Source organism: Brevibacterium ammoniilyticum (genome assembly GCF_038429965.1).
GTDB lineage: Bacteria > Actinomycetota > Actinomycetes > Actinomycetales > Brevibacteriaceae > Brevibacterium > Brevibacterium ammoniilyticum.
In genome coordinates, this window is record NZ_BAABNP010000002.1 from 175,355 (window position 1) to 197,029 (window position 21,675).

Genomic DNA, 21,675 nt, shown 5'->3' on the forward strand with positions numbered 1-21,675 from the left:
CTCACTTGGATCTCGAGAGCCCAGTTCACGAACTGTGCCGTGGAGACTCAAGTGAGCTGCAACGCGGATCGGCCGCGTGGCCACCGTCGGTGCGCGGAACCGGGTTGGCAGGAACAGCCGATGCCGCAGGATCGTGGGGGCCCGGAGACACTCAGAACCCGAGACACTCAGAGCACGAGCGGGTCGGCTCGGAACTCGAGGAGGCGAGGCGCCTGTTCGAACAGCTTGAGGCCGAAGGCCTGCGGATTGAGGACGTCGCGAAAGGTGAAGTGCACGACGGTGTAGCCCATCTTCAGCAGCATGTTGTGCTGATAGCTCTCGTGTCGGAGGCGACCGCGTCCGGCGTCCTCGTACTTGCCGCTGCCATCGACGGCGAGAGCAGTCATGGTCGCCCTGTGCAGGAAGTCGAGACGGGTGAGAAGCTCTCCGTCGGCGGCGACGTTCCACTGCTGGACGAAGTCGTGCAGGCCCAGGGTATGCAGGTTGAATGAGCAGCGACTCTCCGCATAGCTCTCCGACATCGGCGAGATCCGCTCCACGATCCTCTGCGCCCGGGTCGACCCCCGAGACATTCGCCGCACGGCGGGCATCACCTCGGCTTCGACCGCCGTCGAACCGAGTTCTCGCACCTTCCGAGAGTCAGAGAAGGCGAGCGCTCTGCCTCCGTTCGCCGCCGTGACACTTCGGCGCAGAGCGGTTTCAAGTGCCGCGAACCCCGACACCGGGCCACCGAACTCGATGAGATCGAGACCGGTGCGCACCGCACTGGTCACCATCAGACGTCCGATGGCCTCCCGATCCTCGTCTGGCACCGCGCGCCGCAGCCGGCGAACGGCCGTGCTTCTCGTGCTCGCCGTCGGATGCATGACGGTCAACGGCCGCAGGGCCAGGTCGAATATCGGCAGGTCGTGGACCAGCGCCGCGGACGCACCGGCCACGACGTCGGCAGACCGGTAGCTCCTGTAATGGATCGCTGCGAGACGGGCCAGCAAAGAGGTGAACTTGGGATCTCTCGCGCGCTCGTCTCCCGTTGTCGTTCGGAAGTAGTCCGTCCATTCGGTGTCGGTGATCAGCGAACCGATCCGCTTGTGCTGCGGCTTGCCGCATGCGGCGGCAATCGAGTAGACACCGGCACACAACCTGATCAGGCAGCAGTTGACCGCACGGCTGATCTCGGTGCCGGACACGCCCACCGCTCTGAGGTCTCGATTGGTGACGACGTTGTATCTGAGTTCGATTCGGGCATTCATCCCTCCACTGTGATCACCTCGGTCGTCGAGCGCACTGCTGATTTTCCGAGCTGTTGACAGTCCCCGGGCCTCCACAGGCGAATCGCACACGAGTCGACGCGACCATCCACAGGCTCATCCGTCTGCAAAATCTCGAACCGGGGGCAGGACATTGCCCGCTCACGCCCACCGGCACCCGGCGTCACAGCCATACGACGCATGTGCAGCTCACATGAATCTTCACAGCCCAGTTCACGAACTGAGCTCTCCACACTCACCTGAGCTGTGACCGTCCACAGGGCAGAACGTACAAGTGGGTGCCGGGAACACGCGCTCTCGCGCCTGGGTCACGTTGAATCCGGGCTTGTGCCGGGGTCGCAGTGGAGCCGGGCCCCGCGCATCAGTTGCGCAGAGTCAGGTCTCGCGCCTCGGTCGCGCAGAATCAGGTCTCGCTTCCGGGTCACATTCGAGCAGAGCTTGTGCCCGGGTCACATTCGAGCCGAGCTTGTGCCCGGGTCACGTTCGAGTCGGGCCTCGCGCTTCAGGCGCGGTGGAGCCAGGCCTCGTAGATCTCGCGCTTGGACAGGCCGAAGCGCTTGGCGATCTGACCGGCCGCCTCTTTCGCCCGCACGCCGGATTCGACGAGGGCCTCCATCTCGCCGAGGTGGTCCTCCGGCTCCGTCTCGACTGCTGTGGCTCCGGCGAGGACGAGGGTGAGCTCGCCGCGCAGACCCTCGGCAGCGGCGTCGCGGAGCGAACCGACGGTCCCCCGCAGCGTCTCCTCGAAGGTCTTCGTCAGCTCCCGACTGATGCTCATCGGCCGATCCGGCCCGATGACGGCGAGCAGATCGTCCATGGTGTCGGCGATCCGATGGGGGCTTTCGAAGAAGACCATCGTGCGCTTCTCGGTCCTGAGCTCCTCGAACAGCGACGTCCTCGCCCCCGGCTTGCGCGGGATGAATCCCTCGAAGCTGAAGCGATCACTCGGCAGCCCGGAGACGGCGAGCGCCATGAGCACCGCCGAGGGCCCAGGGGTCGCGCTGACCGGGAGGTCCGCCTCGGCGCAGGCTCTGACCACCCGGTAGCCGGGATCGGAGACGGCCGGCATTCCCGCGTCGCTGAGCAGGACGACGGTCTGACCTGCACGGATGAGGTCGACGATCTCGGGGGCGCGACCCTGTTCGTTGTGGTCGAAGACGCTGATGACGCGCTTCGTGTGGGTCAGCCCGAGCCGCTGTGCCAGCGAAAGGAACCGGCGCGTGTCCTCGGCGGCGATGACGTCGGCGGATTCGATCGCCTCCATCATCCGGGGGCCCGCATCGCCGAGGTTGCCGATCGGAGTCCCGACGAGGATGAGCTTCCCGCCGGCGCCGGCGAGGAGGCGGGGGCCGGCGGAGTGCTCTGCGCTCGGGGCGCCGTCAGCGTCGATGCCTGCCGCAGTCGCGTCGGCAGCCGTCGACGGCTCGCCTGCCGGAGCGATCGAGCCGTCGGCGGTCGCGCGTGACTCGTCGGTCGCGCCGTCCGGGCTTGCATAGGTCGCGCCGTCAGCGCTCTCCGGGGTTGCGTCGTCGACGCTCGTCGGGGTTGAGCCGTTGCCGTCTGCACTCGCTGAGGTCGCGCCGTCAGCGTTCGCCGGGGCCGTGTCGTCTGCGCTCGCCAGGGTTGAGCCGTCAAAGCTCGCAGCGTTCACGCCTGAATCAGTCGATGCGTCCGCGTGGCCCTCATCGCTCGAGCGCGGGTGGAGTCGACTGCTCAACTGTAGGACGTACCAGTGGTGAAGAACGCGGCGCCGAAGATCACGACGAAGATGAGCACGTAGACGACCCAGAACAGGATCCACAGGGCGGTGCCGATGTAGCCGACCCAGAGGGCGGCGACTGCCATGCCGTCTCCGCGTTCGCCGCGTTCACGGATCTGCTTGCGCGCAATGTGGCCCATGACGATGCCGGCGATGCCTGCGATGAAGAAGCTCGAGACGACGCCGAAGATCGAGGCGACGAGCGCGATGATCGCCAGAGTGTTGTTCGGAGGCAGCGGCTGGTAGCCGGGTCCGGCGCTGCCGTAGCTCGACGCGGCATAGCCGCTGCCGGCGTTCGCAGGCTGGTAGCTGTTCGCAGGCGGGCCGGACTGCGGCTGCTGGTAGTACATGTCCGGATTGTTCCAGTTGTTCTGGCTGCTCATGTCTTCTTCTCCTCGGGTTCACCACCAACGGTGCGGTTCACCACCAACGGTACTCAGACAATCATCCCCGAGAAAGGCGAGAGTGTTGCAATCCTGCATCTCCGACTCCCAGCCTCGACAGGCGGGCATCGCAACGTGCCGTCAGCAGTGGTGCCACGGCCCACCTCGGACCGAAGCCGTCGGTCAAGGCCGTTGGTCAAGGCCGTCGGTCGAAGCCGCCGACCGAGGCGGCCGTCCGAGACCGCGGGCAGAGGCCGCCGGTCGAGGCCGCCGGTCGAGGCCATCAGTCGAGGCGGCCGACCGAGGCCCGCCGGCCGAAGCTGTCAGAAGACCGTCGACCCGAAGAAACTGACCCCGACGAGCGCGACCACGAAGAAGAGGAAGACGATCAGCAACAGGCCCAGCCCGATGCTGATGTAGCCCATGATGAGACCGGCCGTGGCCTGCCCGCTGCCGTTCTCCCCGGTGCGCTTGATCTGACTCTTCGCCACATGGCCGAAGATCACCGCGAGGATCGGAGCGATCCAGAGGACCATCGACAGCAGACTCGCGAAGTACTGGATGATGGGAATGAGCGAGAGGATCAGGACGACGAAGCCGCCGCCCAATCCCACGATCCCCATGATCATCGACCAGTTCGCCAATCCGTTGGTCTTCGTCATCACGATCATCGGCGCCCCGTAGGTGCCGTACGTGACCGGTTGGCTGTAGACGGGCTGCGCGGGCACCATCTGGCCGTGCTGCGCACCCGAGTACTGCCCACCCGAGTACGCCGCACCCGACTGCAGCGGATCCGGCTGGCCGACGGAATCGAGGTACTGTCCGTAGTCCGTGTACTGGCCGCCGCCGTAGCTCACCTGCCCGTCGTCGTGCACGGGACCGTATTCGAGGGGCGGCTGAGACTGACCGAAGTGCTGTGAGCCGACCCGCGGAGGGTCGCTCGGGCGGTCGTACGACACTTTCATCACCGTCTTCGCTCGTGCACGGACCTGCTGTCCCCCAAGCCTAGCCGCCACCGGCCTCGCACGGTACTGCGTCACCTGCCGGAGACACGGTCCCGCCCAGGCTGAGCGTCCCACCTGGGTTCGCGCCCTAGACTTGGCCCTGATGACAGCACCCGCAGATCCCCCATCGCCGAGGCGACCGTCCGTCCCGGACTCGAGCTCGGACCCAGCGTCGACCCCCGACCCCGAGCAGCCCGACGGCTCCGCGTCGACCCGCACCGCAACGGCAACTCCCGCGTCGCCGCGCTCCCCCGAGAACGCGACCCCTGGCGCCCCCAAGAACTCCACCGGGCGCTCCACCGGCCGCCCCACCAAGGACGAGCGCGCCCGTGCCCGCGAGGACCGAGCCCGCAAGCGCGAAACCGTCCTCGCCGGTGCCGCGGCCCTGCGCCGACAGTCCTTCGCCGCCGGCATGTGGGCGACCAAGGCCCCGGTCTGGATGTGGCCCGCCCTCATCATCATCACCCTCATCAGCCTGGTGCTGCGCCTCTTCCGCCTCGGCTTCCCCGGCCGCCTCATCTTCGACGAGACGTACTACGTCAAGGACGCGTACTCGGTGGTCAACTTCGGCTACGAGCGTGCCTGGCCCGAGAACGCCGACGCCTCCTTCAACGCCGGCGACCCCAGCGTCATCGAGTCCGCCCCCGAGTACGTCGTCCATCCCCCGCTCGGCAAGTGGATCATCGGCCTCGGCATCGACCTCTTCGGCGCCGACGACTCGTTCGGCTGGCGCTTCTCCGTCGCCATCGTCGGCACCCTCACCGTCTTCCTCATGGGCCTCGTCGCCTGGAAGCTCTTCCGCTCCGCGTTCTTCGCCTGCGTCGCCGCGGGCCTGCTGTCCATCGACGGCGAGCACTTCGTCCACTCCCGCACGAGCCTCCTCGACATCGTGCTCATGGCCTTCATCCTCCTCGCCTTCTACCTCCTCCTCCTCGACCGGGAACAGGTGACGAAGCGCCTCGCCCGCTGGGCCGCCGACGTCGACCATCCCCCCGCCGAGGCGACCGCCGCCTCCGCGCCCGACCCGGATTCCGCGTCCGCCTCCACCGCCGAATCAGCGACAACGACCACCGCGACCACTGCCACCGCCCCGACCCGCGGCCGCAAGTCCCCCGCCGCCCGGCGCGCCGACCTCATCAACTTCGGGCCCCGCCTCGGCGCGCGTCCCTGGCTCATCGCCGCCGGCATCAGTCTGGGCCTGGCCACCGGGGTCAAATGGTCGGGCCTCTACGCACTCGCGGCCTTCGGCATCCTCGTCGTCGCGTGGGACGTGCACTCCCGCTTCCGCGCCGGCGTCGTCCACCCCTGGCTGGGATCGTTCCTGCGCGACATCGTCCCCGACTTCCTCAAGCTCGTCCCTACCGCCCTGGTCACCTACGTCGCGACATGGACGGGCTGGATCGTCACCGACGGCGGCTGGAACCGCCAATGGGCCGCCGAGACCCCCGGCTGGTGGCAGGCCCTGCCGTCCTGGCTCGACTGGATCCCCTCGCTCGCGCAGTACCACTACACCGCGTACTCCTTCCACGTCGGCCTCGACTCCGAACACCCGTACATGTCGAACCCGTGGGGCTGGATCGTCCAGTGGCGGCCGACCTCGTTCTACTACGAGTCGCTGAGCCAGGGCGATCTCGGCTGCACCACGGTCAAGTGCTCCTCGGCGATCACCTCGGTGGGCAACCCCATCATCTGGGGACTCGCCCCCGTCGCTCTCCTCATCGTCCTCGCCGCCTGGATCCTGCGCCGAGACGCCCGCGCCGGCGTCATCCTCGCAGGCCTCGCCGCGACCTGGCTGCCGTGGTTCGCCTACCAGCAGCGGACGATCTTCACCTTCTACACGATCGTCATGATCCCCTTCGTCGTCCTCGCCCTCGTCTACTGCCTCGCCCTGCTGTGGGGTCGCCGGACGCCGTACCCCGCGTTCACCCCGCGCATCCCGGCGACCACCGCAGCGTCACCGCCCTCCGCAACCGCCACCTCCGCCGAGGCGACCGCGACCACCGCAACGTCACCGACCACCGCGACCCCCGCCGAGGCGACCGCCCCGACTCCGCCGACCGCGCAGTCACCTACCGCCCCGACCGGTGCCTCGTCCGGTGCCCGCCGCAGGCTCCGCCGACCCCCGTGGCCGCTGCTCGCCCGCCGCCTCACCGTCGGCCTCGTCCTCGTCGCGGCCGTCCTCGCCTTCGCCTACTTCTGGCCGATCTACACCGGCGAGGTCATCCCGTTCGAGGCCTGGAACAACCGGATGTGGAACGTCACCTGGCGCTGACCTGAACCGGACATGACGCGGTCGCCTCGGCGACACCGATCGTTCACCTCCCGGACACGGCCCGTCGTTAGCGTCGTGGCATTGTGACTGACGAAGCGACACTGAACCACCCAGCTCCCACCTCGGCGAACGCCACCGGAACCGGCACGGATCCGCACCCCCGACCCGGGGTCGTCGCCATCATCCCGGCCCGCGGAGGATCCAAGGGGATCCCTCTGAAGAACCTGCAGAAGGTCGCCGGTGTCTCCCTCCTGGCCAGGGCGATCAACGCGGCCAAGGCCACCCCGAGCATCGACCGGGTCATCGTCTCCACCGACCATGACGGCATCGCCGCGGAGGCGATCCGGGCCGGCGCCGAGGTGTCCCACCGTCCCGCGGAGATCGCCGGGGACACCGCGACGAGCGAATCCGCGATCATCCACACCCTGGGCACCCTCGACGCCGACTACGGCATCACCGTCTTCCTCCAATGCACCTCCCCGTTCATCGACTCCGCGTCGATCGACAACGCGGTGTGCCGGGTCCGCGACGAGACGGAGGACGTCGTCTTCTCCGCCGTCGCCGACCATTCGTTCCTCTGGCGTCTCGGCGGCGACGGGGAAGCGGTCGCCGTCGGCCACGACCAGTCGTTCCGCCCCCGCCGCCAGGACCGGCCGCAGCACTACAACGAGACCGGAGCGTTCTACGTCATGCGCACCACAGGCCTCCTCGAGCATGGGCACCGGTTCTTCGGCCGGGTCGGCATCGAAGAGGTCCCGCCCGAACACGCCCGCGAGATCGACGACATGTCCGACCTCACCCTGGTCCGTGCGATCGCCTCGACGCAGGAGACCGCGCAGGTCATCGACGTCGACGCCCTGGTCACCGACTTCGACGGCGTCCACACCGACGACGGGGCCTACGTCGACGAGGACGGCAACGAACACGTCCGCGTCCACCGCGGTGACGGCATGGGCGTCTCCCGCCTCGTCCGCTCAGGTCTGCCTGTCATGATCCTCTCAAAGGAACGCAACCCAGTCGTCACCCGCAGGGCGGAGAAACTTCACGTTCACGTAACCCAGGGTGTGGACAATAAATCGGAGGTCCTGCGGTCGTGGATCGACGAGCAGGGCCTTGACGCAGCACGCGTGGCCTATGTCGGCAACGACATCAACGACCTCGAAGCCTTCGACGTCGTCGGATGGCCGATCGCCGTCGCCGACGCCCATCCCAAGGTGCTCGCGGCAGCCCGGGTGGTCCTCGACCGGCCGGGCGGGCGAGGGGCAGTCCGAGAGGTCTGCGACCTCATCCCGGTCCGCAGCTGAACAGCACCGACCGGCACCCAGCCTCGGCGAGCCGACACGACCACGACAGGGCCTCTGCCGCCTCGGCGAGGCGGACCCGCCCCCGACGACCACACAACCTCACATGCAAGCGCACCACCCCACCTGGCGCGGACACACCATCCCGCGTCTGAAACGAAAGCAGGACTCATGACGGATCACATCACCCCCGTGGCCATCGGCGACCAGCTCGTCGGCCCCGATCAGCCCGTATACATGATCGGTGAGATCGGCATCAACCACAACGGTGACGTCGAGATCGCCAAGCAGCTCATGGATGCCGCTGCCACGGCCGGCGCTCAGGCCGTGAAGTTCCAGAAGCGCAACCCCGACGTCGCCGTGCCCGAGCACCAGAAGTCGAAGATGCGGCAGACCCCGTGGGGCGAGATGACCTACCTCGACTACAAGTTCCGCGTCGAGTTCGAACGCGAGGAGTACGCGGAGATCGACCGCTACGCGAAGGAACTCGGTCTGCAGTGGTTCGCTTCCCCGTGGGACACCGACTCGGTGGACTTCCTCGAGAACGAGTTCGACGCCCTCACCTACAAGGTCGCCTCGGCGTCCCTGACCGACTTCGAGCTGCTGCGCGCGATCGCTGCGACCGGCAAGCCCGTCCTCTGCTCCTCGGGCATGTCCGACTGGGCCACCCTCGATGCCGCCGTCGAGGTCTTCGACCGCGACAAGCTCGTCCTCATGCACGCCACCTCCACCTACCCGCTGCCTCCGGAGGAGGTCAACCTCCGGGCGATCCCGGCGATGATCGAACGCTACGGCGTGCCCGTGGGCTACTCGGGCCACGAGCTCGGCCTCGAGATCTCCTTCGCCGCCGCGGCACTCGGTGCGGTGACGATCGAACGTCACATCACGCTCGACTCCTCGATGTGGGGCTCGGACCAGTCCGCGTCGATGGAGCCGCGCGAGTTCGCCTCCCTCGTCAAGGGCGTGCGCGTCCTCGAGAAGGCCATGGGCGACGGCGTCAAGCGCATCATGCCCGGTGAGGAGTCGAAGATCGACTCCCTGCGCAAGGTCACGGTCTGAGCTGACGGCTGAGCCACCTCGGCGCGCACGATCTTCAAAGCGAGGGGCGAGCGCGCCGAGGTGGCTCTCGTCTGCGATCTCTCGCCCCGACGTGCAGAAGTCTGTCGGGGCGGTTCTGTGTCCATGCCTCTCACCTGCAGCCCCAGGACGAGCGAGGACAACCTTCGGTGAACACTCCGGCCTACCCCGTTAACCTCGTCGTCACCTGCTGTTACTCGGCCGTGTCTACCATCATCTGAGCCCATGCACGTGCGGTGGTCGCCCACGTGTCAGCAGTGAAAGGACCCCATGACCACTCCCCTGACCAGTGTCATCATCGCGGCGAAGAACGCCGAACACACCATTGGGAGCAGTCTCAAGAGCTTGACCATGCAGGGGTTCACCCCCGATGAACTCGAAGTCATCGTCGTCAACGACGGCTCGGATGATCATTCGGCCGAGGTCATCGCCGAATTCGACGACAAACTCAACCTGGTGACCATCGAGAACCCCGCCTCGCTCGGAGTTTCGGCTTCGCGCAACCTTGCGCTCGAGGCGTCGACCGGGCAGACGATCACCTATCTCGACGGCGACGACTGGTATGCGCCCGGACACCTGCGGAAGATGACTGACGCAATCAACGGACTCGGCGTCGACTTCGTCAAGATCGACTATGTCCTTGTCGAAGGCACCAAACGCAGCCTCAATCAGGCACCCTGCGCCGTCCGAAACCGGCCGCTGAACCCACGCGACTACATCATGCCCGCGAACATGCCGACGATGGTCGACTACCCAGCGTGCTGGACAGGCATCTTCACTCGCAGCATGGCCGATCGCGGCCTGCTCACCTTCGATCCTGCGCTGCGGACCTGCGAGGACCGGCCATGGACCTGGCGACAGCACCTCGAATCCGATTCGTTCGCCGTCATCAACTCGGCGGGACTGTGCTACCGCAAGGGAATGTCGACATCGCTGACCTCGATCTACGACGAACGTCAGCTCGACTTCATCCCGGCATTCCGGACCGTGTTCGCGATGCTCGAGAACGACCCCGAGGTCGACGAATTCGAGACGAAAGCCGTGAGGAACTTCCTGTCGATCCTCTACCACCAGCTCGTCAAACGATCAGATCAGATGAGCTCAGAGGTGAAGCAGAAGCTGTTCGCCGGTGCCACCACGAACGTGAAGATGATCAAACCCGAGCTGGTCGATCGAGTGGTCGAAAGATTCGGCGACGACCGAGTACCGGTCATCGCCCCGGTCCTGAGGAGGGCACACGCATGACACAGCTCATCCAGATCTCGACCCTGTACCAGCTCGCCAACGTCGCCGCGAACATCGATGCCGGCCATTTCGGAGCGGCCGACGAACGCCGCATCCTGGTTGTGGCCAACAATGCCTACGCGCCTGAAATCACACCGGCGGCACCAGAGCTGCTCGGTTCCTCGACCCTGCTCAGCCGCTTCGATTCCGTCGTCGACTGGAACGCGGCCATCTGGCCGAGCCACCCCAAGCAGTTCGGAGTCTCGCCCACTCGTGCCCCGATCATGCGCACCCTGCTCGAGAGGCTGTGGTCGCTGTCGCCCGACGAGGCCATCTCCCTTGTCGTCGAATCGCTGCCCGGCCACCCTGCCCACGCCCTTACGCAGATCTTCGCCGACGCTCCCATCTCCGTGCACTCCGACGGCCTCATGAGCTACGGACCGGTCCGGAACCCGCTCGGACGCCCGCTGTGGCAGCGGCTCGAGAACGTTCACTACACCGATCTACTGCCAGGGGTCATGCCACGTCAGCTCGCCGAACATGCTCCGAATCGCGTCGCCCTGACCGTTGATGAGCTCCGACCGGTCGTCGAGGAGATGGCACGCGAATCCGATGGCGCACTCGCAGCCGCGGGCCTGGCGAACCCGATCGACGACAGCGCTCTTGTCCTCGGACAGTATCTCGCGGAAATCGAACTCATCACCGAAGAAGAGGAGATCCAACTCCACCTCGACATGCTCGATGAGGTGAAGCGCCGCGGGCTGAGCACGGTGATCTTCAAGCCGCATCCGACATCCGCCCGAACCGTCGCCGAGCCGCTCAGACGGCGCGCGGAGACCCTGGGACTGCGGTTCGTCCTCGCCGATGTGCCCGTCCTCGCCGAGGTGGTGGCGTCGAGGACGCAGCCCCGCCTCGTCGTATCGTGCTTCTCGACGGGGCTGGTGACCACGCAGGCGCTGTTCGGAACCGAGACCGCCGCAGTGGGCACGAAGCTGCTCCTCGAACGGATCGCCCCGTATCAGAACAGCAACCGCATCCCCCTGACCATCGTCGACGCGCTCCACCGCGGTGGTTACGCACTCGAAGACAGCGCCGACGGTCGAGGACTGCGCGAATTCAATGCCCTCATCGACGCCGTGACCTACTGCATGCAGGCGAACATCATGTGGCATCTGCGAGAGCCGGCCGCTCGGTTCCTCACCGACGCTCTCGGGACGGACGACATGGTGTACTTCAAGCGCAAACGACTCACCCGACTCGAACTGCCGGGCAGTCTCGAGGCCTCGGCTCGCGGACGCGTGATGAGGACGGGAAAGCGGATTCTGCGCAGGAATGCGAAGACGGCGCTGACGAAGCTCGACAAGCGCGGAATCAAGATTGACGTCGCCAAGCTGACCGGGCGGCGCGCCTGAGCATGGCGAAGAAGACGTCGAAGCGGACCGCGATCGCCTTCGTCGAATCGCCCCTGCAGTTCCTCTCCGCACTCGAAGCCCATGAGCCGGACGAAGAGCTGCTCATCCGGGCCCGAGCGAACGCGAAGGGGATGACCTCGTTCCTCGACGCGTTCGACCCGGCCTGGCTGCCCGAGCGCGTCCGCCTCGACCGTGAGGGGGCGAAGCCCGGCATCCTCCGAAAGGTCTCCCCGCAGCGGATCTACGTAGGCGATGCCTGTTCAGGGCAGGTGCACAAGGCCCTGTCGATGGCCTACCTGGAGAGGCGCATGCCTGAGATCGTCGTCCTCGACGACGGGTTGGCGACCTATTCGACGATCGAGACCCTCACCGCCAAGCGCGGACCGCTCGTGCGCCCCCGGCAGAAGCTCAAACCCTCCCGCGAGGTCATGGCCGCCTACGTCGCCGACCGGCTGCGCGGACTGGCCAACGCCGGTCGGCTGCGCTGGCACACGGCGCTGCCGGTGCCGAAGTCCCTGCGCAACGCGTTCCTGCGCACCGGCGGCCAGATCACCCGCCACCGGTTCGAACACCTTCAGTCCCTGCCCACCGGCGGCAGCCATTCGCGGGACACCCCGGTCATCGGGTCCTCGCTCGCCGCCGACGGCCTCATTCGCGAAGCCGACTATCTGGGCTGGCTGCAGGGCATCATCTCAGGCGGCCCCATCACCTATTATCCGCACCGGCGGGAGACCGATGAGTTCCTCACCGAGCTCGGCCGCGACGAACGGGTGCGGATCAAGCACGTCGGCCTGCCCATCGAACTGCGGCTGATCAACCTGCCCGCCGATTCCGTCATCCGCAGCCTCCCGAGCACCGCGGCCGTGTCCCTGGCGGTGCTCAACCCGGATGTGCGCATCGAGGTCACCGAGATCCCCGCCGAATGGTGGACCGGCGCCTCACCCGATAGTCTGCGAACGTCCCTCAACGCCCAAACGGTCACCGGTGATGACGAAACCTGAATCCCCCGCCCACCAGCCAGAGTTCGCGGCGACCGCAGTCGAGGTCGCCGACACCGTCGTCCCATCACCTGCCGAAAGCCCGTCGGGGGCGGCACACCCGGTCGGCGCAGACGAACCTGCACACGAGCCGATCAGCATCGTCTCCGTCTCCGACAGCGAGTCCTACCTCAAGTGGGCGACACAGCTGCTGAGCACTCTGCCCGACGTCGAAGCGCACGTCTATCTCCTCGACAACCCGATCCTGCCCACCGACGAGCAGATCGCCAACGCCGTCGCCGAGACCGCCTGGGAGGGCCACGACATCCCTGTCGTTCCCCGCAGCGAACTCGGCGCCGTCCTCTCCCGTCACCGACCGGACATCGTCCTCGGTGCCGCAACGGGGCCGATCGTCGCCCAGCTCTTCCTCACCGCAAGCGCACTCGACCCCCGTCCCGCGCTCGTATCCGGACTGCCGGGAATGGGGTTGCCGGCGAGCGGCAAAGGGATGAACTACCGCCGACTCATGGACGCTTTCCTCGCCCATTCCTTCACCGAGGTGGGCGAATACCGGGCTGTGAGCGCGATGCGTCGGGTACCGGCAGAGATCCTCCTCGGCCGGCTGCCGATGCTCCGCTCGGAATCGGTGCCTCAGCCGCCCTCACCGCGAGAGCTGTCCACTGCCCCCCGGTCGCTCGTCTTCGCGCCACAGGCGAAAGTGCCGGCGGCCGCCGAGGACCGCGAGGCGATCATCACGGCGCTCGCCGAGTTCGCCGACAGGCATCCCGAGTCATGGGCCATCGTCAAGATGCGCTCCCGTCCTGGCGAGCACGAGACCCACCACGAACAGCACTCGTACTTCGACATCATCGCGAGCCTCAAGGCCCAAGGAGTTCCGGGAGCGGAACGGGTCGAGATCGGATACGGTCCGCTCACAGCCTTCCTCACCCCCGGCGCCGCCCTCGTCACCGTCTCCTCGACGGCCGCACTCGAATCGATCGACCGCAGCATCCCGACCCTGCTCATCTCCGATTTCGGGTTCGACAGAGAGCTTCTCAACGAGGTCTATGCCGACTCCGGCGCTGAAGGCACGCTTGCTGACGTCGCTGCGGGTCGAATCGGCTTCCCGAACCGAGCGTGGTTGGCGGAGAACTACTTCCACGACGACGACGGAAGTCTGCGCCGCAGCCTCGGACTGCTCGCGCTCCGCGCTCGCACTCGGCAGCTGCCGGACCGCCGTCGGTCGATCTGGAAGCAGAAGCGGATGCTCATGCGTGCCGAGGTCCGAACGTTCACGCCGACTCCGGTCATCCGCGTCTACCGGCGAATCCGCTACGGGCGCTGAGACACCACCACACCGGGCTCGTCATCAGGCAGCGGCCGCTGACCGGCCCTAAGCCCGATCGCCGGGAACGGTGCTGGAGTCGTCGAGCTCGACGACCACCTCGGCGGCGGGGGCCTGGTCCTTGAACACCCACGTGCGGTAGGCGTAGAAGCGGAAGGCCATGGCCAGGGCGATGCCGATGATGTTCGTCGAGATGTTGTACGTCAGCTGGTCGCGCATGTCGAGCAGATACCACGTGACGCCGAGCGGGATGACGGAGATGATCATGCCGACGACGTTGACGACGATGAAGAGGACGATGCCGCGCAGGTTCGAATCGGTCGTCCGGTCCCCGTAGGTCCACAGTTTGTTGCCGATCCACACGACGATCATCGCCGCGATCGTCGAGATGATCTTCGCCTTGATGGGGCTGCCGTCGAGCAGCGCGGGCACCGGACCGAGCCCGTAGGCCAGGACGTTGGAGAGTCCGACGTCGACGACGAAGCCCACCCCGCCGACAGTGAGGAATTTGAAGGCTTCCACCGCGAGGCGCCGTAGTCGGGCCGAGACTGACTCTTTCATGACAGCACTACTCTAGGGGGCCAGATTCCGGACTCGCTGAATGCCCCCGGGCGAGTCGACGTCGCGCGGACCATGCGGCGCAAGCGAGGACGGCCGCTGCCCGCTGGTCATCGTCAGCATTGAAAGAGACCAGCGGGCATGCATTCGCAGACTTCCTGAACTCGCCAGGCCTTCCCATCCGAGCTCAGTGCCGCACTCACTTCACATAGTCGGGGAACTCCGCGGGCTCGCCGCGCTGGGCGGCCGGGCCGACATCGATGCCGTAGTCGCGGGCGTACTTGATCTCGGACCCGGTGTAGACGCCGTCGGCGCCCTCCTTGAGGGTGAAGACGCGCGCCCCGCGCAGGCGGTTGCGCTCCGCACCGTCGAGACCGTAGGGGGCGAATCCGGTCGACGGGGAGTACCCGAGTTCGATGCCGTAGTAGTTGCCCGAGTACGTGTTGATGTGGTCGTGGCCGACGAACAGGCCACGGACGTCGCCGCGGGCGAGCATCGCATTGAACATCCCCGAGTTGAAGGGTCCAGGGCATTCGGCCTCGTTGCGCTCACCGATGATCGAGTGCTTCGCCTTCGCACGGGTGTGGTCCGCCTCGGTGCGCGAGTCGATGCTCGAGAACCACATCGACCGATGCTCGTGGAGGGCGATGTGCTGGAAGACGAGTCCGGGCACCTTGGCACCCGCCCGCTTCTCGAGCTCCCGCGAGGCCTCGGCGTACCATTCGACCTGATCGAAGCGCAGCCAGTCCCAGTCGGGGTAGCCCTCGAAGTTCTGCCCGGCGATCTCCTTCGGTGCGTACCGTCCCGAGTCGAGCAGCCAGATGGCGAAGGCGTCGTCCTTGCTGCCGGAGGCTGAGACCGTGAGCACCTGGTTCGAGGTGCCGGTGACGTCGGCGCCGGGGGTGTTGAGGTTGTAACGGTACTGACCGATGAAGTCGATCATGTCGGCTTCGTCGAATCCGGTCGCCCCGGTGCTGTCCTCGTCGTGGTTGCCGAAGGTCAGCGCCCACGGGATCTGGCGCTGCTCCATCGGCAGCACGACGTTGTTGATGGCCTGCTTGACCTCGGTGACCGTCTTCGGGCCGCCGTCGATGACGTCGCCGTTGATGACGACGAAGTCCGGCTTCGCCTCGTCGAGGACGGCGTTCTGCAGCTCCGTCGTGCGCACATCGGTGCGGTGCGAATCCTGGGTGTCGTTGAACTGAACGATCGTGAAGGCCCCGGAGCCGTTGAACGCCAACTCACCGCGCACGATCCCGTCGTCGTCGGTGACCTTGGTCTTCTTCGGCTTCTTCGGGTTCTTCTCCTTGCCCGGCTTGGCCGCTGCCGGGGCGGCCCCGAGGCCGGCCAGTCCGGCGCCGAGGGCCGTCACCCCGGCGGCCTGGAGCATGCCGCGCCGATTCCAGGCACCTGCTCCCGTCCGAGTCTCCCCGTCTCCGGTCGCTGTGTCGTCGTTCATTCTCCGCCTTTCGGTCGCTGTCGGCTCTCGCGCGGTGGTGCGCGCAGCCACAGGGACCGACACTATGGACGGCGGATGGCATCGGGTTGAACCGCAGGGCAACGTCCGCAGACGAAGCAGCGACCCCTGCTGTTCACCCAGATGTGCGAGGCGATTTCGGTTCGACTCTCCGATCCCACCGCCCCCTACTGTGAGGCCTTCGTCACGTTCTGCACCCTATGCGTCCTTTTGTGTCATGGCCGACACCGGGCAAGCGAGTCCCTTGGCATGCTGAATCGTCCGCACACATGCCCTCACCGGGTACTGCTGTGCCCAACTGCGGGACCCGGCCACCGTCGGAATCCCATCCCAGAATCATCCGAGGAGGAGAGGCCTGTGATCGAACTGCGCGGTCTGCGGAAGGAGTTCGGAGGCACCGTCGCGCTCGAGGAGATCGACCTCAGCGTGCCCGCGGGAGAGATCCACGGCATCGTCGGTCGCTCCGGCGCCGGCAAATCCACGCTCATCCGCTGCCTCACCGGCCTCGAGAAGCCGACCTCGGGCACCGTCTCGATCGACGGCACCGACCTCACCGAGCAGACGGGCGCCGGTCTGCGCCGGACCCGCCGCAACATCGGCATGGTCTTCCAGCACGTCAATCTCCTCGACTCGCGCACCGCCCTGGACAACGTTGCCCATCCGCTGCAGATCGCCGGTATCGGCAAGGCTGAGCGCACCGCGAAGGCCCGGGAGCTGCTCGAGTTCGTCGGCCTCGGTGACCGCGTCGACAACCATCCCGCGCAGCTCTCCGGCGGGCAGCGCCAGCGTGTGGGCATCGCCCGCGCCCTGGCCGCCGAGCCCAAGGTGCTCCTGTGCGACGAACCGACCTCGGCTCTCGACGCCTCGACGACCGAGCAGATCCTCGGCCTCATCCGCTCCCTGCGCGACCGCCTGGGCATCACGGTCCTCATCATCACCCACGAGATGTCCGTCGTCCGCGAGATCTGCGACTCCGTGACACTGCTCGCCGACGGCCGGGTGGCGAAGACGGGCAAGCTCGCCGAGGTGATCGCCGAACCCGGGTCGACCCTGGCCAAGGATCTCGTCCCCCTTCCCCCGGTCAGCCTCGGCGAGAGTGAGCGGGGAATCGTCGAAGTGGCGCTCGCCGGCACGACCCTGCCGGCCGTGCTCCGCTGCGCGGGCACCGTCGGACTCGATGCCGACGCCATCCTCGCCGGCGCCGTCGAAACGGTGGAGAACCGTCAAGTCGGACGCATCCGCTTCTCCGTCGGCGAGCCCGCCCGGGTGAGGGAGCTCATCATCGCCTTCGCCTCGGAGGGCATCCACGCCGAGGAGGTGGCGGGAGCATGAACGATCCGATGTGGTTCGACAACCCGGCGATCACCGACCAGATGTGGCCGGCGACGATCGAGACCCTGCTCATGACCGCATGGTCGACGGGCCTGGCCGTCCTCTTCGGCCTGCCGTTGGGGATCTGGCTGTTCACAACCTCGAAGGGCGGACTGAGCCCGCACCCCGTGCTCTATCGGGTGCTCTCGCTCATCGTCGACATCACCCGGTCGATCCCGTTCATCATCCTCATGATCGCGCTCATCCCGTTCACCCGTTTCATGGTGGGCACGGCGCTGGGTTGGCAGGCCACGGTCGTGGCGCTCACGGTCGGGGCGATCCCGTTCTACGCGCGCCTCGTCGAGAACGCGCTGCGCGAGGTCTCCGAGGGCAAGGTCGAGGCAGCGCTGATGATGGGTGCCTCGAACGGCCAGGTGATCCGGCAGGTCTACATTCCCGAGGCCCTGCCCGGACTCATCGGAGCCGCCACGGTCACCTCGGTGACGCTCGTGTCCTACACCGCGATGGCCGGCGCCGTCGGCGGCGGCGGACTCGGTGCGCTGGCGATCTCGTACGGCTACCAGCGCTACCAGTCGGACACGATGATCGCGTGCATCGTCGTCCTCGTCCTCATCGTCGCCGCCATCCAGTTCATCGGCGATCGGGTCTCCCGACTCGTCGACCACCGCTGAGGCCGATAGGGGCCCAGCCCGAGGTGCGGCGATCCGCGCCTGCCCGACAGCACCATCACATCCATATCGTCACCATTAGGAGAGTCATGAAGACCACGCTCATCGCCGTCGCCACCGCCGCGACCCTGGCCCTGACCGGCTGCGGCCTCGTCGGCGGCGGCACGGACACTGTCGGACAGAAGGAGGGAGACGTCACCAAGCTCACAGTCGGCGCCACCCCCGTGCCGCAGGGCGACATCCTCCGCTTCGTCGACGAGAACCTCGCCGCCGACGCAGGCCTCGACATCGACGTCAAGGAGTACACGGACTACACGCTGCCGAACAAGGCGCTGTCCGACGGCGACATCGACGCAAACTACTTCCAGCACAAGCCCTACCTCGACTCCGAAGTCAAGGGCCAGGGCTATGAGATCACCGGGTTCGAACCGATCAACCTCGAACCGTTCGCGCTGTTCTCGAACAAGGTCAAGGATGTTGCGGACCTGCCCGAGGGCGCGAAGATCGGCATCAACAACGACCCCGCGAACCAGGGTCGGGCGCTGAAGATGCTCGAAGAGGCCGATCTCATCACTCTCAACGACGGCGTCGACGCGGTGAGTGCGAAGCTCTCCGACGTGCGTGAGAACCCGAAGAACCTCGAGTTCGTCGAGGCCGACGCCGCCCAGCTCGCGCGCACCCTCCAGGACGTCGACGCCTCGGTGATCAACGGCAACAATGCGCTCGAGGCCGGACTCAGCCCCGCCAAGGATGGCATCCTCATCGAATCGGCGGAGAACAACCCGTACGGCAACTTCCTCGCCGTGCGCACCGCGAACAAGGACGATGAGAACGTGCGGAAGCTCAACGACCTGCTCCACTCCCCCGAGGTGAAGAAGTTCATCGAGGAGAAGTGGTCCGACGGTTCGGTGCTCCCGAGCTTCTGAGCACCTGAGCGCCTCGCGCGCATATCGCACCGAGAGAGCGCCCGCCCGACGGAGATTCCCGTGTGGAATCCGCCGCCGAGGCGGGCGCTTTCCCGCGTCCGGGAACGGGACTTCAGTGCCGCCTTGCCCAATGCGGGCTGTGCATGAGCCCGAGGACGTTGCCGAAGGGGTCGATCACCGAGGCGGTGACGAACTCCTCCCCGCGTGGCGTCACCGGGGCATGCACGGCAGCGCCCCGTGAGACGAGATCGCCGAGCGTCGCGTCGACGTCGTCGACGTGCCAGTACGTCACCGAGCTGCCGCCGGGTGCTGTGCCCTCCGGTGCGAAGCCCCGGCTCATGATGCCCAGTTCGTCCTCGTCGGGTCCGATGCGGAACTCGATGTAGGCCGGTTCGCCCTCGGGAGGCTGTCGGAAGTACGGGGCGATGCCGAGGACGTCGGCGTACCAGTCGGCCGCCGCGGCGACGTCATCGGCAGTGAGGACCATCGTCGTCAGACCTGTCAGAGTGCTCATGTCGTTCTCCTTGATCGGCGTCGCAACGACGCAGGTGTTGGGGTCATCGTCAACGATTCCACCCAAAGTGCTCACCTTCTGACTACTTTTACTGGAAGACTCGGACCATGCGCGCAGACAGGCTTCTCGCCCTCCTCCTCTTCCTCCAGAGCCGGGATCAGGTCACGGCCGCCGAGGTGGCCGCCGAACTCGAGGTCTCCCTCGCCACCGCCCGGCGCGACCTCGAGGCACTGTCGGCTGCCGGAGTTCCGGTCCACGTCCGGCCCGGGCGCGGCGGCGGGTGGGGGCTGCTCGGCGGTGCGCGCACGAACCTCACCGGGCTCGGCGGCCCCGAAGCGCGCTCGCTCTTCTGGATGCTGGGGACTGCCGGGCTCTCCGACCCGGACACCCGTCTCGCCACGCGCAAGCTCATCCGCGCGCTTCCCGAGAGCCTGCGCGCCGAGGCGGAGGTCCTCGCCACGACCATCCACTACGACCACACACCGTGGAGTCGGACGCCGACGACCGACGACGCCGTTCGGGACAGACTCGAGGCTCTGCGTACCGCCCTCATCGGCGACCGCCTCATCGAGGCCGATCACACCTCACGCGACGGCACCGGCCGGCACACGGCCCTGCGGCCGCTCGGACTCGTCGCGAAGGCCGGCGTCTGGTACCTCGTCGCCGACCCTGCGGACGCCGCGGACACCGGTGACCGGGTTCGGGCGTACAGGGTCGACCGCCTCGGCGAGGTCGTCGTCGAATCCCCGAGTCCCGGCGGACCCGGTGCCGCGCAGAGGCCCGGTCGCCCGCGCGATTTCGACCTCGCCGGGTTCTGGGCCAGCCACGTCGCCGAGGTCGAATCCCTGCGCTCCTCGGTCACGGCACGGATCAGCTGTCCGGCCTGGCACTGCCGATCCTTCAGGGCCAGTTCGGTCGGTACCTCACGGTCGTCACAGAGGGCGACGACACCGTCATTGCGACGGTGGGTGCCAACCTCGTCTCCGCCCTCGCCGAGCAGCTCGCCGGCTGGGGACGGACCGTCGAGGTCCTCGATCCATCCGAGCTGCGCACCGAACTCGCCCGCATCGGCGCCGAGCTCGTCGCGGCCTATGGTCCCGGGCCGGCGGACACGCAGGCACAGAGCGTCCGCGAGGACTGACGCAGTCCTGTCACCTTGTCGAGGCGTACCCTCGCCTCCTACTCACGGTCCTGCCCTGCCCGTCCCCGCTCGTCGAAGTACTCCATCGAGGAGGTCGAGGAGTTGATGAGCGGGCGGTAGCGCGCGCCGGCGAGCGCGTGCGGGTGGCCGGGGGCGACGTAGGCGCGGCGCAGGGACTCCTCGATCCCTGTCGCGGCTCTGCGCAGCACCGCGACCACCGGCCCCGGGTCCCGTCCGTCGTTGGGCACGACGACGCCGAGGCCTGCGACGATCTCCCCCTCGGGCCCGCGCACCGGCACGGCGATCCCCCGGGCATCGGGGTGGACGAGCCCATCGGCGACCGCACGCCCCCGCGCCCGCACCTCGGTGACTGCGGCAGCCACCTCGGCGAGGGTCTGCGGAGTCCGCTTCGTGTACCGGGGAATCCCGGAGGCGAACAAGTCAGCGAGCGCCTCCTCGGGCAGAGCAGAGAGGAGCACGTGCCCGATCGCCGAGGCGGCGAGGCTGATCCGCCCGCCCACGACGGTGGCACTGACGACGGCATCGCGGTGCGAGAGCCGTTCGAGGTAGACGACGTCGCGGCCGTCCCGGACACCGAGCTGCGTGTGCTGCCGGATCGCACCCTGCACGCCCTGCATCATCGGCAGGGCGATCTCCCGCAGCCCCAGGGCGCCGGGAGTGCGCGCCGCAAGCTCCCACAGGCGCAGGCCCAGACGGTAGCTGCGATCGGGCAGGCGTTCGACGAGGCGTTCGCGTTCGAGTTCGTCGAGGAGACGGTGCGCCGTCGAGACGGGCAGTCCGCTGCGCCGGGAGATCTGCGAGAGCGTGAGGAACGCGGAGTCCACGCCGAAGACGTCGAGGATGCGCAGGTGGCGGGAGAGCATCGACTCACCGGTGCGCGTACCGCTCATCGGCCCTCACCTCCGTCGAGAACACTCCCCGCCCATCTTTTCCGATGAGTGGAAACCTCGCATCCAGGGTATACCCGGTCACCGGCACACTGATGCCACGGGCAACGACGCTGCGTGAAGGAGACA

At 67.2% G+C, this 21,675-nt stretch carries 19 protein-coding genes; 11 read left to right on the top strand and 8 right to left on the bottom strand.

Annotated features, from left to right (window positions below):
- Positions 1-167 precede the first annotated feature (167 nt).
- From AAHA49_RS02820 to AAHA49_RS02835, 4 genes are all read right to left on the bottom strand, one after another.
- Positions 168-1,187 carry a hypothetical protein gene (locus tag AAHA49_RS02820; RefSeq protein WP_342037132.1) on the bottom strand — a complete coding sequence of 340 codons (1,020 nt, stop codon included), beginning with the start codon at positions 1,185-1,187 and terminating at the stop codon, positions 168-170.
- 583 nt (positions 1,188-1,770) lie between these two features.
- On the bottom strand, positions 1,771-2,583 hold the full coding sequence (gene rsmI, locus AAHA49_RS02825) for a 16S rRNA (cytidine(1402)-2'-O)-methyltransferase (protein WP_425286497.1): 813 nt from the start codon (positions 2,581-2,583) through the stop codon (positions 1,771-1,773).
- 398 nt (positions 2,584-2,981) lie between these two features.
- Positions 2,982-3,410, bottom strand: coding sequence for a DUF4190 domain-containing protein (locus tag AAHA49_RS02830; protein ID WP_342037134.1), 429 nt, complete (start codon positions 3,408-3,410; stop codon positions 2,982-2,984).
- 323 nt (positions 3,411-3,733) lie between these two features.
- A complete protein-coding gene (locus AAHA49_RS02835) occupies positions 3,734-4,375 on the bottom strand; it encodes a DUF4190 domain-containing protein (RefSeq protein ID WP_342037135.1) in 642 nt (213 codons plus the stop codon).
- A 142-nt stretch (positions 4,376-4,517) separates the two neighbouring features.
- On the opposite strand from AAHA49_RS02835, the gene AAHA49_RS02840 reads away from it, so the two are divergent.
- The 7 genes from AAHA49_RS02840 (at position 4,518) to AAHA49_RS02870 (ending at position 14,022) form a co-directional block, all read left to right on the top strand.
- On the top strand, positions 4,518-6,686 hold the full coding sequence (locus tag AAHA49_RS02840) for a dolichyl-phosphate-mannose--protein mannosyltransferase (RefSeq protein ID WP_342037136.1): 2,169 nt from the start codon (positions 4,518-4,520) through the stop codon (positions 6,684-6,686).
- Positions 6,687-6,769: 83 nt separating this feature from the next.
- A complete protein-coding gene (locus tag AAHA49_RS02845; protein ID WP_342037137.1) occupies positions 6,770-7,990 on the top strand; it encodes a cytidylyltransferase domain-containing protein in 1,221 nt (406 codons plus the stop codon).
- Between the two features lie 168 nt (positions 7,991-8,158).
- Positions 8,159-9,046: an N-acetylneuraminate synthase family protein gene (locus AAHA49_RS02850; protein ID WP_342037138.1), complete on the top strand. Its 888-nt coding sequence runs from the start codon at positions 8,159-8,161 to the stop codon at positions 9,044-9,046.
- A 288-nt stretch (positions 9,047-9,334) separates the two neighbouring features.
- Positions 9,335-10,309, top strand: a complete 975-nt coding sequence (locus AAHA49_RS02855) for a glycosyltransferase family 2 protein (RefSeq protein ID WP_339392074.1) — start codon at positions 9,335-9,337, stop codon at positions 10,307-10,309.
- The gene (locus AAHA49_RS02860) at positions 10,306-11,700 is read left to right on the top strand and encodes a polysialyltransferase family glycosyltransferase (RefSeq protein WP_342037139.1); all 1,395 of its coding nucleotides are present in this window, start codon (positions 10,306-10,308) and stop codon (positions 11,698-11,700) included. The genes AAHA49_RS02855 and AAHA49_RS02860 overlap by 4 nt, the downstream gene beginning before the upstream one ends.
- Before the next feature lie 2 nt (positions 11,701-11,702).
- Positions 11,703-12,701, top strand: a complete 999-nt coding sequence (locus tag AAHA49_RS02865; RefSeq protein ID WP_342037140.1) for a polysialyltransferase family glycosyltransferase — start codon at positions 11,703-11,705, stop codon at positions 12,699-12,701.
- Positions 12,688-14,022 (top strand): DUF6716 putative glycosyltransferase, encoded by a 1,335-nt coding sequence (locus AAHA49_RS02870; protein ID WP_342037141.1) that lies wholly within the window; start codon positions 12,688-12,690, stop codon positions 14,020-14,022. The genes AAHA49_RS02865 and AAHA49_RS02870 overlap by 14 nt, the downstream gene beginning before the upstream one ends.
- Before the next feature lie 48 nt (positions 14,023-14,070).
- On the opposite strand, the gene AAHA49_RS02875 is transcribed toward AAHA49_RS02870, so the two are convergent.
- Both AAHA49_RS02875 and AAHA49_RS02880 read right to left on the bottom strand, forming a co-directional pair.
- Entirely contained in the window at positions 14,071-14,583 is a 513-nt protein-coding gene (locus AAHA49_RS02875; protein ID WP_342037142.1) for a GtrA family protein, read from the bottom strand.
- Positions 14,584-14,779: 196 nt separating this feature from the next.
- Positions 14,780-16,039: a metallophosphoesterase family protein gene (locus tag AAHA49_RS02880; RefSeq protein WP_342037143.1), complete on the bottom strand. Its 1,260-nt coding sequence runs from the start codon at positions 16,037-16,039 to the stop codon at positions 14,780-14,782.
- Between the two features lie 375 nt (positions 16,040-16,414).
- Between AAHA49_RS02880 and AAHA49_RS02885 the strand changes: the two genes are divergently transcribed.
- The 3 genes from AAHA49_RS02885 to AAHA49_RS02895 all read left to right on the top strand — a co-directional run bounded on the left by AAHA49_RS02885 (position 16,415) and on the right by AAHA49_RS02895 (position 18,983).
- On the top strand, positions 16,415-17,389 hold the full coding sequence (locus AAHA49_RS02885) for a methionine ABC transporter ATP-binding protein (RefSeq protein ID WP_342037144.1): 975 nt from the start codon (positions 16,415-16,417) through the stop codon (positions 17,387-17,389).
- A complete protein-coding gene (locus AAHA49_RS02890; RefSeq protein ID WP_339392067.1) occupies positions 17,386-18,060 on the top strand; it encodes a methionine ABC transporter permease in 675 nt (224 codons plus the stop codon). The genes AAHA49_RS02885 and AAHA49_RS02890 overlap by 4 nt, the downstream gene beginning before the upstream one ends.
- A gap of 86 nt (positions 18,061-18,146) precedes the next feature.
- The gene (locus tag AAHA49_RS02895) at positions 18,147-18,983 is read left to right on the top strand and encodes a MetQ/NlpA family ABC transporter substrate-binding protein (protein WP_342037145.1); all 837 of its coding nucleotides are present in this window, start codon (positions 18,147-18,149) and stop codon (positions 18,981-18,983) included.
- 112 nt (positions 18,984-19,095) lie between these two features.
- On the opposite strand, the gene AAHA49_RS02900 is transcribed toward AAHA49_RS02895, so the two are convergent.
- On the bottom strand, positions 19,096-19,497 hold the full coding sequence (locus AAHA49_RS02900; protein ID WP_342037146.1) for a VOC family protein: 402 nt from the start codon (positions 19,495-19,497) through the stop codon (positions 19,096-19,098).
- A 107-nt stretch (positions 19,498-19,604) separates the two neighbouring features.
- Between AAHA49_RS02900 and AAHA49_RS17830 the strand changes: the two genes are divergently transcribed.
- Positions 19,605-20,744, top strand: a complete 1,140-nt coding sequence (locus AAHA49_RS17830) for a helix-turn-helix transcriptional regulator (protein WP_425286495.1) — start codon at positions 19,605-19,607, stop codon at positions 20,742-20,744.
- Here AAHA49_RS17830 and AAHA49_RS02915 read toward each other — a convergent pair.
- The gene (locus AAHA49_RS02915; protein WP_342037147.1) at positions 20,677-21,549 is read right to left on the bottom strand and encodes an IclR family transcriptional regulator; all 873 of its coding nucleotides are present in this window, start codon (positions 21,547-21,549) and stop codon (positions 20,677-20,679) included. The genes AAHA49_RS17830 and AAHA49_RS02915 overlap by 68 nt on opposite strands.
- Between the last annotated feature and the right edge of the window lie 126 nt (positions 21,550-21,675).

Bases quoted from the DNA above. Each gene is read 5' to 3' on its own strand.
- AAHA49_RS02830 (WP_342037134.1), bottom strand. From the start codon at position 3,410: ATGAGCAGCCAGAACAACTGGAACAATCCGGACATGTACTACCAGCAG.
- AAHA49_RS02835 (WP_342037135.1), bottom strand. From the start codon at position 4,375: ATGAAAGTGTCGTACGACCGCCCGAGCGACCCTCCGCGGGTCGGCTCA.
- AAHA49_RS02840 (WP_342037136.1), top strand. From the start codon at position 4,518: ATGACAGCACCCGCAGATCCCCCATCGCCGAGGCGACCGTCCGTCCCG.
- AAHA49_RS02850 (WP_342037138.1), top strand. From the start codon at position 8,159: ATGACGGATCACATCACCCCCGTGGCCATCGGCGACCAGCTCGTCGGC.
- AAHA49_RS02855 (WP_339392074.1), top strand. From the start codon at position 9,335: ATGACCACTCCCCTGACCAGTGTCATCATCGCGGCGAAGAACGCCGAA.
- AAHA49_RS02860 (WP_342037139.1), top strand. From the start codon at position 10,306: ATGACACAGCTCATCCAGATCTCGACCCTGTACCAGCTCGCCAACGTC.
- AAHA49_RS02865 (WP_342037140.1), top strand. From the start codon at position 11,703: ATGGCGAAGAAGACGTCGAAGCGGACCGCGATCGCCTTCGTCGAATCG.
- AAHA49_RS02870 (WP_342037141.1), top strand. From the start codon at position 12,688: ATGACGAAACCTGAATCCCCCGCCCACCAGCCAGAGTTCGCGGCGACC.
- AAHA49_RS02875 (WP_342037142.1), bottom strand. From the start codon at position 14,583: ATGAAAGAGTCAGTCTCGGCCCGACTACGGCGCCTCGCGGTGGAAGCC.
- AAHA49_RS02880 (WP_342037143.1), bottom strand. From the start codon at position 16,039: ATGAACGACGACACAGCGACCGGAGACGGGGAGACTCGGACGGGAGCA.
- AAHA49_RS02890 (WP_339392067.1), top strand. From the start codon at position 17,386: ATGAACGATCCGATGTGGTTCGACAACCCGGCGATCACCGACCAGATG.
- AAHA49_RS02895 (WP_342037145.1), top strand. From the start codon at position 18,147: ATGAAGACCACGCTCATCGCCGTCGCCACCGCCGCGACCCTGGCCCTG.
- AAHA49_RS02900 (WP_342037146.1), bottom strand. From the start codon at position 19,497: ATGAGCACTCTGACAGGTCTGACGACGATGGTCCTCACTGCCGATGAC.
- AAHA49_RS17830 (WP_425286495.1), top strand. From the start codon at position 19,605: ATGCGCGCAGACAGGCTTCTCGCCCTCCTCCTCTTCCTCCAGAGCCGG.
- AAHA49_RS02915 (WP_342037147.1), bottom strand. From the start codon at position 21,549: ATGAGCGGTACGCGCACCGGTGAGTCGATGCTCTCCCGCCACCTGCGC.